Here is a 12,948-nt window from a genome sequence, read left to right on the forward strand (position 1 = left end):
CCCCGCCGATCGGCGGCTGCGGCTCGCCTCCTGCGCCGTCCCGCTCGATGTCGCCTGGCACGGCCGCGCAAAGGCCAGCGTTAGGGTTGCTTGTCCGGGCCCGCAAGCCTGGCAGATCTTCATCGCCCTGCGCACCCCCGCCCCGGCCGAGCGCGCCGCGCCCGCCATCGCCCGCGGCGACCCGCTGACCATCCAGATCCGCGGGCGCGGCTTTACCATTCAGAAACCGGGCGAAGCGATGGAAGCGGGCGGCGTGGGCGAATGTATCGCAGTCAGCACCGGTCGCGGGAGCGAGACATTGCGCGCGCGCATCGAACGCCCCGGTCTCGCCGTCATCCCCGCGGGATAGGGCGTCGCTGCCGAAAAGGCGCGTCCGCCCTCTTAAATCTCCGGCGCCGCAACCGTTCTTTAACTTGCAGACTATCGGGAGCCCTCTCATGCCCTCTTTCGAACTGACCAAATTGCAAGCCATTACAGGGATTTCGCCGATCAGTGGCGCCGATCGCGCGGGCGCGCGTGCCGGCGAGACGCGCGCAGCGGGCGGCGCCGGGGCCGAGCGCGCGGGCGATCCCGGGATCGCTCTGGAGATCGGTGCGCGGTTGCGGGCCGGTATCCCCCAGGACGACAACCGCGTCGCAGAGATCCGTGAGGCGTTGCGCGACGGCAGCTACCCCCTCATCCCCGCCAAGATCGCCGATGCGATGATCGCGGCGCAGTTCAGTTACGAGAGCGAGCGATGATGCCCGCTCCTTCCCCGGTCCCCTCTCCGGCCAGTGGCACTGAGCTTGGCGATTGCCTGCGGCAAATGGTTGCCGCTCTCGAGGCAGAGCGGCAGGCGCTTGCCGGGCTCGAAGCCGACGGGCTGATCGAGGCGACCCGCAGCAAGGAAGCCTTGTGCGCGCAGCTGAGCGGGGTCGGGCCCGACGCGCTCGATCCGCAAATGCGCGAGCTTGCCGAAAGCGCGCGGGCGCTGAACGAGGTGAACCGCCGGGTGCGCAACCTGCTGGCTGCCAATATCGCCGCCCGGCTCGAGGCGTTGGGCGCACCGCCTCGCTCCTATGCGCCGCTCAACAGCGCGCTGGCCTGAGGGTTCGTCACAAGCGGCGGACAAACATCCCGCTAACTCCAAGCGTCTGGCACGCCCCTTGCTAGGCTGCTCTCGCCCCTCCCGCAGCGAGACAGCCCGCCAAGGAAACGCCCGTGCCAGCCTACCCCCTACCTTCAGCTCCGCAAGCGAGCCTGGAAGCCGCCTTTGACGCGGCGCGCCGCGCCTTTCCGCACGCTTCGCAAGGTCCAGCCCCGACGCGGCGCTTCGAGCTGCCCCCCGTCTCGGCCCCCACGCCATCGCCGGTCGAGCACGCGATCGCCAGCGCCGCGCGCGCGAGCCAGGTCGACTACGACTATCTGCTGGCGCAGGCGCAGGTCGAGTCGGCGATGAACCCGGCGGCGCGTGCGCGCACGTCGAGCGCGACCGGGCTCTACCAATTCATCGACAGCACCTGGCTAGATACGATGCGCCGCCACGGGGAACGCTTCGGCTTGGGCGAAGTCAGCGCCCGGATCGGCATTGATGCGCAAGGGCGCGCGGCAATCGCCGATCCGGCGGGGCGCGCGGCAGTGCTCGCCCTGCGCAGCGATCCGCAGATCGCGTCCTTCATGGCCGCGGGGCTCGCCGAGGACAATCGCGCGCATCTCGCCCCGATCCTCGGGCGCGAACCCGATCACGGCGAGCTTTACCTCGCGCATTTCCTTGGCGCAGGCGGCGCCGGTCGTTTCCTGACAGCGATGGCGCAGGACGCCGGGCAGAGCGCCGCCGCCCTGTTCCCGAAGCCCGCCGCGGCCAACCGCCCGATCTTTTACGAACCGGGCGGCGCGGCGCGCAGCCTCGAAGGCGTCCTCGCGCATCTCGGCGGCAAGATCGAAAAGGCGAAGGCCCTGGCCGGCAACGGGCACCCCATTGCCGCCCTCGCTGCCCCGGCAGGTCAGCCACCGATCCCCGCGCGGACAGGCGTGCGAGGTCTCGCATATGCCGATCTCTCCCCGCGCCCCGCGATCCGCCAGCTTCCCCCGCTCGGCCTCGCGCAGCCGGGGCAGGGCCGCGCGATGTCGAACCTGCTAAAAACCGCCTTCGCCACGCCGGGCGGCGCACACGCGGTGCCGGGTGAGGTCGCGCGCGCCTATGACAAGCTCAGGGCGCTCGGATTTTGAGCGCGCCCGCCACCTCGCTCACCGGCCCGGCCTCGCTGACCCAGCGCCTGCGCGCCGCGCCCGCGGCCATCGCGCTGCCGTTCGGCATCTTCGCGCTGTTCGTGCTGATGGTGCTGCCGATCCCGCCGCTGCTGCTCGACATGTTCTTCGTCCTCAATATCGCCATCGCGGTCGCGGTGCTGATGGTCGCGCTCAATGCGCGCGCCCCGCTGGATTTCTCCTCCTTCCCCAGCGTCCTGCTGTTCGCGACTTTGCTGCGGCTCGCCTTGAACGTCGCCTCGACCCGGATCGTGCTGGTCAACGGGCACGAGGGCGAGGACGCCGCGGGCGAGATCATCGAGAGCTTCGGCCAGTTCCTCGTCGGCGGCAATTTCGCGGTCGGCCTGTTCGTCTTCACCATCCTGCTCATCATCAACATGATCGTCATCACCAAGGGCGCGGGCCGCGTGTCGGAGGTGTCGGCGCGCTTCGTCCTCGATGCACTGCCGGGCAAGCAGATGGCGATCGACGCCGACATCGCCGCAGGGCTCATCACCGCCGACGAAGCGCGCGCGCGGCGACGCGAGGTGACGGTCGAGGCCGATTTCTACGGTTCGATGGATGGCGCGTCCAAATTCGTGAAGGGCGACGCGATCGCCGCCTTGTTGATCCTGGCGGTCAACATCATCGCCGGCTTCGCGCTCGGCATGTTCAGCCATGGCCTGTCCGCAGGGCAGGCGGCGGAGCTCTACATCACGCTCGCGGTGGGCGATGCCCTCGTCGCGCAGGTGCCCGCGCTGCTCCTGTCGATCGCCGCCGCCGCGATCGTCACCCGGGTTTCCGACTCGCGCGATCTCGCGGGCCAGATCGGCGGACAATTCTCCGATCCGCGCGGCTGGCTCCCAGTCGCCGCGATCCTCGCCGCGATCGGCACGGTGCCCGCCATGCCGCAGCTGATCTTCCTCCCCGCCGCCGCCATCGCCGCCGGCATCTGGTGGACCTTGCGCCGCCGCAGCGCCGAACCGGAACCGGTCGAAGAGGTGGCCGAGGTCGCCCCCGATGCGATCGACATCGCCGAGGTGTCGGACCAGACGCTGGTGACGCTCGAGCTGGGATATGGCCTCGTCCATCTCGTCGACGAGCGCAGCGGCGCGGGCGGTAACGCAGCTGGCAACGCCCCTCTGCTGACCCGGATCACCGGCATTCGCAAGCAGATGAGCCGCGATCTTGGCTTCGTCCTGCCGCAATTCCGCATCCGCGACAGCCTGGAGGCGGGGCCGAACGACTATCGCGTGCTGCTCGGCGGACTCGCCATCGCCAGCGGTTCCGTCCGGCCCGGGCGCATCCTCGCGATCGACACCGGCGAGGTGCGCGCGGGCCACGCCATCACCGGCGAGGCAACCCGCGATCCCAGCTTCGACTGCCCGGCCCTGTGGATCGAACCCGCCACGCGCGATCATGCCATCGCCGAGGGGTTCCTGTGCGTCGATCCCAGCACCGTGATTGCCACCCATGCCAATCAGGAATTGCTCGCCGCGGGCGACCGCCTGCTCGGTCCTTCCGAAGTGCAGGCGATGGTCGACGACCTGAAGGAACGCGCGCCCGCATTGATCGGCGCGGTCCATCCCGAACCGCTCAGCCTCGCCGCGCTGACCCGGATGCTGCGCGCGCTGCTCGCCGACGGCATCACGCTCGCCCACCCCCAGCCGCTTTTGACCAGCCTCGCTCTGGCGCTGCAGACGACGCAGGATTTCGACGCGCTGGTCGATGCCGTGCGCGCGGATCTCGGCGCGCGGCTGATCGCGCGGATCTGCGCACCCGGCGAACGGCTGAAGGTGGTGACGCTCGACGCCGCGCTCGAAGGGGCGATCCTTGGCGGCATGGTCGATCCGGGCAGTGGCCAGCCACTGATCGAACCCGATTGCGCCGCGCTGATCGCCGCGCGCGTCAACGCAGCGATGGAGGAAGCGGGCGGTCCGGTCGCGCTGATTGTCCAGCCGCCCGCGCGCCGCGCGCTCGCCTCGTTGCTGAAAGCGCGCGCCGCAAGTTGCCTGGTACTTTCGATTAACGAATTGCCGGCGACCCAGGGCGTTGAGGTCGTTGCAGTAATCGGCGGCGACACCGGCGAGGGTGCCGCCCTCGAAGACGCGCCCGCTCCCGCTCCTCCAAAGCCGAGCCTTGCCGCATGAAACAGGACCACGCCGCCTTTACCGCCCCCTATGCAAGTGCCTCGCGGGCCGATGTCGAGGATCGCATCGCCCGCTTCCTCCCGCTGGTCCGCCGCGCCGCCTGGCACATCTATGGCGACGGGCGCCATGCCGCGGGGCTCGAGGTCGAGGATCTGATCCAGGTCGGCCTCGTCGCGCTCACCGAATGTACGCAGCGCCATGCCCGGCCGGGCGAGGACGGCTTTGCCGCCTATGCCAAGATCCGCGTGCGCGGCGCGATGGTCGATTGCCTGCGCAAGCTCGCCGAAGACACCCGCAACTCCCGCCGCAAGCGCGCGCAACTTGCGCAGACGGTGGAGACCCTGCGCGCGCAGAGCGGCGCCGAACCCAGCCGGACCGACATCGCCCGCGCGATGCAGGTGAGCGAGGACGAGCTCTTCGCGATCGAGTCCTCGGGCATTAGCGTCACCTCGATCAGCGAGGAATATGACGAGACCGACACCGCCTTTGCGAGCGACGATCCCGATCCTTTCGAGCAATTGTGTTCGAGCGAGGACCGCGAACGGTTGGTATTGGCCCTCGCTAAGATGCCCGAACGGCTGCAACTGGTCATGCAGCTGTTTTTTGTCGAGGAAATGAACCTGACCGAAATTGCCGCCGTGCTCGAAGTCAGCGTGCCACGGGTGCACCAGCTGCGGGCCAAGGCGCTGAAGGATTTGCGGGGGCTGTTGGAGGTGGCGGATTGACCCGCCACCTCTTGTCATTCCCGCGAATGCGGGAACCCAGCCTGGCCACGGCACTACTCCCGCCCTGGGTCCCCGCTTTCGCGGTGATGACCACTATTTCGAAAACTGCCCCCGCTTCGGCCCGAGATAGCCGAACAAATACGCCCCCACCTTCCGCATCTGAATCTCCTCGCTGCCTTCTGTGATGCGATAGCGGCGGTGGTGGCGGTAGATATGTTCGAAGGGCTTGTGCCGCGAATAGCCGATCCCCCCATGCACCTGCATCGCACGGTCGGCGGCGTCGCAGCAAAGGCGGTTCGCGTAGTAATTGCACATCGAGACCTTGTCGCTGATCGTGCGCTCGATCTCCTCGTGCTCCATATTGTCCATCTCCCACGCGGTCTTGAAGATAAGGAGGCGCAGCATCTCGGCCTGCGTCGCCAGCTCGACCAGCGGGAACTGGATCGCCTGATTGCGCGACAACTCCTGCCCGAAGGGTTTGCGCTCGCGGGCATGTTTCACGCTCTCGTCGATACAGAACAGCGCCGCGCCGCAGCTGGACGCCGCCTGCCGGATGCGGTTCTGGTGGACGAAGCTCTGCGCGAGCGCGAGACCGCGACCTTCCACGCCGAGGATCGCGCTGTCGGGCACCCACACGTCCTTCACCGAAAGGCGGGGGTGGTCGGTGGGCATGTTGAAGGTCCACAGCCATTCCTCGATCTCCAGCCCCTCGGTGGGATTGGGGACGAGAAAACAGGTGATCCCGCTCGCATCGCCATCCTCGCCGCCGGTGCGCGCGAACATCGCGCAATGGGTGGCGGTGTGCATGCCGGTGATCCACATCTTCTCGCCATTGATGAGCCAGCCGTCCACGCCATCGCGGGTTTCGCGAACCGCGCGCGTTTCCATGTGGGTGGCATCGGAGCCGTGGTGAGGTTCGGTGAGGCCGAAGGCGACGCGGCGTTCCCGCTCGAAGCCGCCGGTGATGAATTCTTGCTTCTGTTCCTCGGTCCCCCACTGGTCGAACATGGCGACGAAGGGGAAATTGCCGACGATCGAATGCTCGTTCTGGAGATCGTTGTGGAGGCCCAGGCCCTTCCTCGCGAAATCTTCGCGGATCACCGCCATCCAGAGGTTCGAGCCATCTTTGCCGCCATATTTCTTGGGCGCGGAGAAGCGCCAGTGGCCGGCAGCATCGGCGCGTTTCGTCGCTTCCTTGAGGAGGTCCTCCCACTCCTTGCGCGGCAAGCCCCCGCCCTCAAAATCGGTGCGCGCCCACTCGCGGCGATGATCGAAGAAGCGGACGTTGTCGTCTTGGCTCTCAAGCGGCTTGATCTCGGCCTCGATGAAGGCGTCGAGTTCGCCCAAATAATCCTGCAGGTCGGCGGGAATTGCGAAGTCCATCAGTTCTCTCCAGTCCACTTCTTCCGCGCGACCGCGAGCGCAGGATATTTCGGCACGTCCTGCATGATCGTCGCCAGGATCGCCTCGCGCAATTCGGCGAGCAGGCCCTCGTCTTGCAGGGTCGCCTCACCAGCCATGATGCGGCGAGCAAGCGGCGCGTTCTCGAAGGCGGGGATTGCGGCTGCATTGTAGCGCGAAATCATACCAAGCGCGTTGCGGGCGACGGCATATTGAAACTTGTCGTGGCCGGAAAAGCGGTCCTTCACGGTGCCCAGCCATTCGTAGATCGCGATGGCTAGTTCGCCATCGGTCGCTTCGCCGACCTGCGGGGGCGCTTCCGGCACGGCGACCGTCCTGGAACGCTCGGCCTCCGGCGCTTCCTCCTCCAGCAACATCAGGAGGTCGAGCTCGTTCTCGCTCGTCCTCCTCGAGATCACCACGCGCTCGAGCATCCGGTCCTGCCCCTCGCGCCAGAATTTCGCCATGCGCAGGCAGCCGAGCGCCCACCACACGGTGCGGTGGATCAGCCAGTAGCGAAAGCGCTCGCGGTCGACGCGGACACCCGCCTCGGCCTCGTAGACGGCGAAATAGTCTTCGAGGCTGCCGAGCCCGAGCGCGGGCCGGTCGTAGCGGTGGAAGCGCCACACCGCCATGCACCCGAAGGCCAAGTCTTCGTGCCGGTCGCCGAAATGCGCCAATTCCCAATCGAGCACGCCGGTGAGCTTGCCCGCCTCGGCGAGCAGATTGCCCATGCGATAATCGCCGTGGTTGAGCACCGGCTCGGGCGCCTGTGGCGGACAATTGTCCTCCATCCATTTAAGGCCCAAAGCGATGATCGGTCGATCGCCGCCCGCTTCCTCGAATTGCGCACGCAACTCGGCGATCGCCGCCCGGTAATCCATCGCCGGAACGGCTTCGGGCACCGCATCGCGCGGGACCGCATGAATGCGCGCCAGATCGCGCGCCGCCTGCTTCAGCAGCGCGCCGGAATCGTCCATTTCGAGGATAAGCTTGGGGTTCGGCGTCCCCGGCAGAGCGCGCATGACGAAGCCCGACCCGATGCCATCCTCCGGCTCCAGTTCCGCGACGACCTCGGGCGCCGTCACGCCGCCCGCATAGGCCGCGCGGATCACCGCCGCCTCGACATCGTGCCCGAACGGGCGGTCCTTCATGAATTCGAGGCTGGGCGCGCGGCGCAGGACAAAGGCGTCCTCACCCGCCTCGAAGCGCCAGCTCTCCATCGTTGCCCCGCCCGTCAGGCGCGTGAGGTTCGACGGCGGCGAAAGGCCGGCGCGCGCGCAAACCCGCGCCAGCCCTTCGATCAGTTGGTCAGGTGAGGTGTCGCCCACGGTTTAGGCGACGACATTGTCCTTCTTGACGGTGATGACCTGCGGATAGGTGAATTCCTTCAGCCCCTCCTTGCCGTATTCCGCGCCGAAGCCTGACTGCTTGTGCCCGCCGAACGGGGCGAAGGGCGACAGGTGCATGTATTCATTGATCCACACCGTGCCCGTCTCGAGCTGTTCGGCGATCTCGACGCCCTTGTTCGTGTCTCCGGTCCACACCGCGCCGGCAAGGCCGTAATCCGAGGCATTGGCACGCTTGATCACCTCGTCGGTGTCGGAGAATTTCATCAGCGGCATGACGGGTCCGAATTGTTCCTCGGCGACGATCCGCGCATCTTCGGGCGGATTGTCGAGGATGGTGATCGGCACATAGTAACCGCTGCCGCTGGGATCCTTGTCGCCGCCGAGCAGGAACTTGTAACCGTTGTCCTTGGCGTCCTCGATCAGCTCGAGCACGCGCTCATACTGCTTCTTGTTCTGGATCGGGCCGACGCCGGTCCCCTGCTCCGCCCCGTCGCCGACGACGACGTTCTTCGCATATTCGGCGATCGCGGCGGACAGCTCGTCATAGATGTCCTCGTGGATATAGACGCGCTTGGCCGCGACGCAGATCTGCCCGGCATTGGCGAAGCTCGACCAGAACAGCTGTTCGGCGACCTTCTTGGGATCGGCATCGGGCAGCACGATCGAGGCATCGTTGCCGCCCAGTTCCAGCGTGATGCGCTTGAGGTCGGCGGAGGCGCCTTCCATGATCTTCTTGCCCGTCGCAGTCGAGCCGGTGAAGGTGATCTTGTCGATGCCCGGATGCTCGGTGATCATCGGCCCGAGCGCATCCTCGCCGGTGATGATGTTGACAGTGCCCGCCGGCACCTTGTCGGCGATCAGCTCGGCGATCCGCAGGGTGGTGAGCGGGGTGAAGGGCGAGGGTTTGAGGATGATGGTGCAGCCGCTCATCAGTGCGGGCACGATCTTCTGGATCGCCATCATCACCGGAAAGTTCCACGGCACGATCCCGCCGACTACGCCCACCGGCACGCGGCGATGGCGATGGAGGCGCGTATCGTCGTCCTGGATGATCTCCTCTTCGAGCTTCAGGGTCGATTGCGCGCTCGCCATGCCGGCCGCGCCGTAGATTTCCTGCTGCGCCTGGGCGTGCGGCTTGCCCTGTTCGCTCGTCAGCAGGCGGAACAGCTCGTCGGCATTTTCCTTGATCGCGGCGGCGATGGCCTGGCACACGGCCTGGCGTTCCTCGAAGGAGCTGGTCTTCCAGCTCTTGAACGCCTCGCGCGCGGCGAGCACCGCGCTATCCAGTTCCTCACTGCCGCAGGCGGGCACCTGGCCGATCACTTCCTCGTTCGCCGGATTGACGACGTCGAGCCAGCCGTCGGCATGGCGCATCTCGCCATTGATGAGGTTCTTGTACTGCGTGACCATGTCTCTCTCCCAGCAAATGCTATGCGTTGCGTCTCGCTTTTGAAGGTGGACGATGCGCAGGAAAAATCAATCATCAAAAGCGTGAGATGACGGGGAGAGACGGCGTATCGGTGATTGCGCGCTCGCAAGGGTGCCCTATCACCTGCACAGACAAAGAGGAGACGAGGCATCATGAGCGACAGCGAAAGCAGCGATACCAAGCCCGATCTGCTGTTCTACGGCAGCCCGCTTTCCCCCTTCCTGCGCAAGGCAGCGGCGGTCGCGATCGAGAAGGGCGCGGACTTCGACGTCGAGCCGGTCGATATCTTCAACATGCCCGACTGGTTCCTCGCGATATCCCCGATGCGCCGCATTCCCGTCCTGCGCGACCGTTCGATCGCCGAGGAGGGCACGGGCGGCACGATTGCCGATTCATCCGCGATCTGCGCCTATATCGAGCGCAAGCATTCCCAGCCGCCACTCTATTGCGAGGACGCCTTCGCGCACGGCCGCGCGTTGGCGATCGAGGAATATGCCGATACGGCGCTGGCGATGGCCTGCGGCATGGGCATTTTTCGCCCGATCTTCTTTGCGAGGATGCAGGGGCAAGAGCCGGATCTGGACAAGGCGCGCGCGACCTGGCGCGAGGACATGCCGCCGATCCTTCAACGGCTGGAGGATATGCTGGATGGCCGCGACTGGTTTGCCGGCAGCGCCATCTCGATCGCCGATATCGCCGTGACGGCGGTGCTTATGCAGATCGATCTGGTCGCGGATTATGCGCTGGACGACGCGACTGCTCTGGCCGCGCATCAGAAGCGGGTGCGTCAGCGGCCGTCCATCGCGCAGCCCTTCGAAGGCGCCGAACGCTTTGTGCGCAAGGCCTTGCCCGAAAGGTTCGACCTGACCTAAGGCCGCGCGAGGCAAGAGGACAGGCTGCCCGACATTCATGGCAAAGAACTGGTGTATCGGGATTATCGGGGGCTCGGGCCTCTACGATATCGAGGAGATCGAGGACGAGCAGTGGCTCGCGATCGAAACGCCGTGGGGCGATCCTTCCGATGAAATCCTGTGCGGAACGATTGCCGGGGTGAAGGTCCGCTTCCTGCCGCGCCACGGCCGTGGCCATCCGATCGCGCCAGGCGAGGTCAATGCGCGCGCCAATATCGATGCATTGAAGCGCGCGGGCTGCACCGATATTCTCGCGGTGTCGGCGGTCGGCAGTTTGCGCGAAGAGATCGAGCCGGGGCGCTTCGCCGTGGTCGAGCAGTTCATCGACAATACCAGGCAGCGCGCCTCGAGCTTTTTTACCAGCGGACTCGTCACCCATGTCTCGATGGCCGATCCGGTCTGCGAGCGGCTGTCCAAGATGGCGGTGAAGGCGATCGGCGCGGCGGGCGGCAAGGTGGCGACGGGGGCGACCTATCTCGCCATGGAAGGCCCGCAATTTTCGACCCGCGCCGAAAGCCTGATGTACCGTGCCTGGGGCGCCGACGTGATCGGGATGACGGCCATGCCCGAGGCCAAGCTCGCGCGCGAGGCGGAGCTGCCATATGCGCTGATCGGCATGACGACCGATTATGATTGCTGGCGCATCGACGAGGACGGCAATCCCGAAGCCGCGGTCGACGTCGCCAGCGTGGTTGCGCAGATGCAGGAGAATGGCGCGCTCGCCCGCGCGGCGCTGGTGGCGTTTATCGAAGGGCTGCCAAAGACCCGGCGCGCCTCGCCGATCGACACTGCGCTCGACAACGCGATCATCACCGCGCCCGAAGAACACGACCCCGCTCTGATCGCGCGGCTCGGCGCGGTCGCGGGGCGGGTGCTGGAATAGGCTGACGCGCTCTCTCCAACCGGGTGGGTCAGCCAGGCGTGTTGCTCACATTGTAGTCGCGGATCTCGTCCTGGCTCAGGCAATAGCGCGTGCTCGGATCGTCCTCGTTCTCGACCGCCTGTTGCTGATACATGACGTCGGTCAGGAGCTTGCGGCTGATCCCCATGCGGATCAGGAAATCGTTGTCCTCCGAGGCGAGCAGCGCGCTCGACTGTTCGATGCTGGCGATCAGTTCGGTGGTCGCTTCTGCGCCGTCGATCACCGCATCGTCGATCATCCAGCGATCGCGCGTATGGGTGAACATGTGGACCATGAAGATGCCGCCCTCGTCGACGAAGCGCGGCTGGCCGCCCATGAAGACGAAATTGCACGCCGAAAAGCACGCCCAGCCCGCCGGAATACGCGTGGCGAGGCCGGGATAGGAGCGGATGATCCGCCCCGCTTCGTTGCCCGCGCTGGCATTGCCGCCCTGCGAGCGCAGCCAGATTTCCGCGATCTGCGGGTCGCCGTCGATCGCCGCCTTCAGCCGCTCCGGCAGCCCGGCATCGATCCGCCCCTCGGCCAGCAGCACGCGCACGCCGCCGCGATCCGCCGGGGCCAGTGTCATCTTTTCGGCCGGGCCCCAGTCGGGCTCGGCAGGGCAGGAGGGATTGTCGGGATCGTAGGCCGGCTCGGACGCCGCCAGCGCCAGCAGGCCCAGCGCGCTCGCTACAAGACGCCCTGCGCGCCTCGAGAAGCCTAGTCTAGGCAACGATCGTGTAGCGGGCATTGCCGGCGAAGCGGCACATCCGCTTTTCCGCGCGGGTTTCCTCGCCCTCGACGATGACGACATCGGTCACGGTGATGCAGTCCGAGCCATCGCCCGACGCGTTCGCTTCGCGTGCGGTGACGGTGGAGGAGCCGCTCACGCCTTCGCGGGTGCGCGAGGTCCAGCTGCTGGTCTGGCCGACCGGCGGACCGCGCAGCGCGCCGTCGTCGCTTTCATCGTCCTCGTCGACGACCACATCGGTGTCCGCGTCCGATACCTCACCGGATTCGCCCGGCGTTGCGCTGTCATCGCTCGCTTCGTCGGCGGCAGGCACCCGCGTCGCCTCGAGCGTCGCTTCGGCGGCCTGTTCCTGCTCCTCGGGTTCGAGCAGGCAGGCGATTTCGTTGGAGAGGACGTTCGTGAACTCGGCCACCGGCACGAAGGTCGGCACCCCGGCGCGGCGCGCGGTGCGGCGGCCGATGCCGCCCAGAATACCCCCCAGCACGCGGCCCGCGCGGCTGCTTTTCTTGCCCTCGCCGCACGTATCACTGCTCCGCGCGCTGCGCTGAACGTCGTTCAAGAGCCCACGAAACTGCGCCTGCGCGACGACAGGCTGCGCGGCGAGAATGCCTGCGCTCGCCAGCATGGCCGCGCGTCTGAAAACCTGTCCCATTGCAAAAACGCCCCCCTGAAAATGCCCCCCGGCGCATCCTGCGCCACGGATGCCGGTTTACGCCCGCGCTGGGGCAAGGTCAAATCGGTGCGCCCGGCGACGCGGCGCGATTTGCCGCGTAAAATCAACGCCCGGACGTGCTCGCCCGCGCTTTGATCACTCGTCCTTCCAACGTCCGCGCAAGGGCTCGAACCGGTCGACCCGGATCGACTGCCACACCCCGCCGACGAGATAAGGATCGTCGTTGACGGTCGCGCGCGCGGCCTCCTCGTCCTCGGCCTCGATGATCAGCAGCGAGCCCACGAACTCGCCCTTGGCATTGGTCAGCGGCCCGGCGACGGCGTAGTTTTCGGTATGCTTCGCCATGAAATCGCGCTGCGCCTCCTTGTGCGCTTCGCGCAGGCGCTCGTTGTTCTCGCCATCGCGGCAATAGAAGCAGAACAGGGCCAT

At 66.7% G+C, this 12,948-nt stretch carries 14 protein-coding genes; 8 read left to right on the top strand and 6 right to left on the bottom strand.

The genetic code is table 11. The features are described from left to right. The 6 genes from V2I30_RS02900 to V2I30_RS02925 form a co-directional block, all read left to right on the top strand. A partial coding sequence (locus V2I30_RS02900) for a flagella basal body P-ring formation protein FlgA (RefSeq protein WP_330660567.1) occupies positions 1-349 on the top strand: 349 nt, incomplete at its 5' end. A gap of 88 nt (positions 350-437) precedes the next feature. Beyond that, the gene (locus tag V2I30_RS02905) at positions 438-740 is read left to right on the top strand and encodes a flagellar biosynthesis anti-sigma factor FlgM (protein WP_330660568.1); all 303 of its coding nucleotides are present in this window, start codon (positions 438-440) and stop codon (positions 738-740) included. Beyond that, the gene (locus V2I30_RS02910) at positions 740-1,087 is read left to right on the top strand and encodes a flagellar protein FlgN (protein ID WP_330660569.1); all 348 of its coding nucleotides are present in this window, start codon (positions 740-742) and stop codon (positions 1,085-1,087) included. The genes V2I30_RS02905 and V2I30_RS02910 overlap by 1 nt, the downstream gene beginning before the upstream one ends. Positions 1,088-1,200: 113 nt before the next feature. Continuing rightward, positions 1,201-2,208, top strand: a complete 1,008-nt coding sequence (locus tag V2I30_RS02915) for a transglycosylase SLT domain-containing protein (protein ID WP_330660570.1) — start codon at positions 1,201-1,203, stop codon at positions 2,206-2,208. 107 nt (positions 2,209-2,315) lie between these two features. Continuing rightward, complete coding sequence (locus tag V2I30_RS02920; protein WP_442896896.1) at positions 2,316-4,376, top strand: flagellar biosynthesis protein FlhA; 2,061 nt, start codon at positions 2,316-2,318, stop codon at positions 4,374-4,376. Continuing rightward, positions 4,373-5,101 (top strand): sigma-70 family RNA polymerase sigma factor, encoded by a 729-nt coding sequence (locus V2I30_RS02925; protein ID WP_330660571.1) that lies wholly within the window; start codon positions 4,373-4,375, stop codon positions 5,099-5,101. Before V2I30_RS02920 ends, V2I30_RS02925 begins: the two co-directional genes overlap by 4 nt. Positions 5,102-5,194: 93 nt before the next feature. Here V2I30_RS02925 and V2I30_RS02930 read toward each other — a convergent pair whose 3' ends face one another. The 3 genes from V2I30_RS02930 to V2I30_RS02940 are packed head-to-tail and all read right to left on the bottom strand — an operon-like array spanning position 5,195 to position 9,264. After that, positions 5,195-6,484 (bottom strand): acyl-CoA dehydrogenase family protein, encoded by a 1,290-nt coding sequence (locus V2I30_RS02930; RefSeq protein ID WP_330660572.1) that lies wholly within the window; start codon positions 6,482-6,484, stop codon positions 5,195-5,197. Next, complete coding sequence (locus tag V2I30_RS02935; RefSeq protein WP_330660573.1) at positions 6,484-7,833, bottom strand: phosphotransferase family protein; 1,350 nt, start codon at positions 7,831-7,833, stop codon at positions 6,484-6,486. The genes V2I30_RS02930 and V2I30_RS02935 overlap by 1 nt, the downstream gene beginning before the upstream one ends. 3 nt (positions 7,834-7,836) lie before the next feature. Then, positions 7,837-9,264 carry an aldehyde dehydrogenase family protein gene (locus tag V2I30_RS02940; RefSeq protein ID WP_330660574.1) on the bottom strand — a complete coding sequence of 476 codons (1,428 nt, stop codon included), beginning with the start codon at positions 9,262-9,264 and terminating at the stop codon, positions 7,837-7,839. Between the two features lie 171 nt (positions 9,265-9,435). On the opposite strand from V2I30_RS02940, the gene V2I30_RS02945 reads away from it, so the two are divergent. Next, positions 9,436-10,155 carry a glutathione S-transferase family protein gene (locus tag V2I30_RS02945; RefSeq protein ID WP_330660575.1) on the top strand — a complete coding sequence of 240 codons (720 nt, stop codon included), beginning with the start codon at positions 9,436-9,438 and terminating at the stop codon, positions 10,153-10,155. Positions 10,156-10,192: 37 nt separating this feature from the next. Next, positions 10,193-11,077, top strand: a complete 885-nt coding sequence (mtnP, locus tag V2I30_RS02950; RefSeq protein WP_330660576.1) for an S-methyl-5'-thioadenosine phosphorylase — start codon at positions 10,193-10,195, stop codon at positions 11,075-11,077. Positions 11,078-11,105: 28 nt separating this feature from the next. Here the strand turns inward: mtnP and V2I30_RS02955 are convergent, their stop codons facing one another. The 3 genes from V2I30_RS02955 to V2I30_RS02965 all read right to left on the bottom strand — a co-directional run bounded on the left by V2I30_RS02955 (position 11,106) and on the right by V2I30_RS02965 (position 12,948). Continuing rightward, a complete protein-coding gene (locus tag V2I30_RS02955; protein ID WP_330660577.1) occupies positions 11,106-11,828 on the bottom strand; it encodes a hypothetical protein in 723 nt (240 codons plus the stop codon). Beyond that, positions 11,821-12,471: a hypothetical protein gene (locus tag V2I30_RS02960; protein WP_330660578.1), complete on the bottom strand. Its 651-nt coding sequence runs from the start codon at positions 12,469-12,471 to the stop codon at positions 11,821-11,823. The genes V2I30_RS02955 and V2I30_RS02960 overlap by 8 nt, the downstream gene beginning before the upstream one ends. A gap of 183 nt (positions 12,472-12,654) precedes the next feature. Further along, a complete protein-coding gene (locus tag V2I30_RS02965) occupies positions 12,655-12,948 on the bottom strand; it encodes a YciI family protein (RefSeq protein ID WP_330660579.1) in 294 nt (97 codons plus the stop codon).

This window comes from Erythrobacter sp., assembly GCF_036351135.1.
In the GTDB taxonomy this organism is placed as follows: domain Bacteria; phylum Pseudomonadota; class Alphaproteobacteria; order Sphingomonadales; family Sphingomonadaceae; genus Erythrobacter.

Coding starts and splice junctions, on each gene's coding strand:
- V2I30_RS02925 (WP_330660571.1), top strand. CDS start 4,373: ATGAAACAGGACCACGCCGCCTTTACCGCCCCCTATGCAAGTGCCTCG.
- mtnP (WP_330660576.1), top strand. CDS start 10,193: ATGGCAAAGAACTGGTGTATCGGGATTATCGGGGGCTCGGGCCTCTAC.
- V2I30_RS02960 (WP_330660578.1), bottom strand. CDS start 12,471: ATGCTGGCGAGCGCAGGCATTCTCGCCGCGCAGCCTGTCGTCGCGCAG.
- V2I30_RS02965 (WP_330660579.1), bottom strand. CDS start 12,948: ATGGCCCTGTTCTGCTTCTATTGCCGCGATGGCGAGAACAACGAGCGC.
- V2I30_RS02905 (WP_330660568.1), top strand. CDS start 438: ATGCCCTCTTTCGAACTGACCAAATTGCAAGCCATTACAGGGATTTCG.
- V2I30_RS02920 (WP_442896896.1), top strand. CDS start 2,316: ATGGTGCTGCCGATCCCGCCGCTGCTGCTCGACATGTTCTTCGTCCTC.
- V2I30_RS02945 (WP_330660575.1), top strand. CDS start 9,436: ATGAGCGACAGCGAAAGCAGCGATACCAAGCCCGATCTGCTGTTCTAC.
- V2I30_RS02930 (WP_330660572.1), bottom strand. CDS start 6,484: ATGGACTTCGCAATTCCCGCCGACCTGCAGGATTATTTGGGCGAACTC.
- V2I30_RS02910 (WP_330660569.1), top strand. CDS start 740: ATGCCCGCTCCTTCCCCGGTCCCCTCTCCGGCCAGTGGCACTGAGCTT.
- V2I30_RS02940 (WP_330660574.1), bottom strand. CDS start 9,264: ATGGTCACGCAGTACAAGAACCTCATCAATGGCGAGATGCGCCATGCC.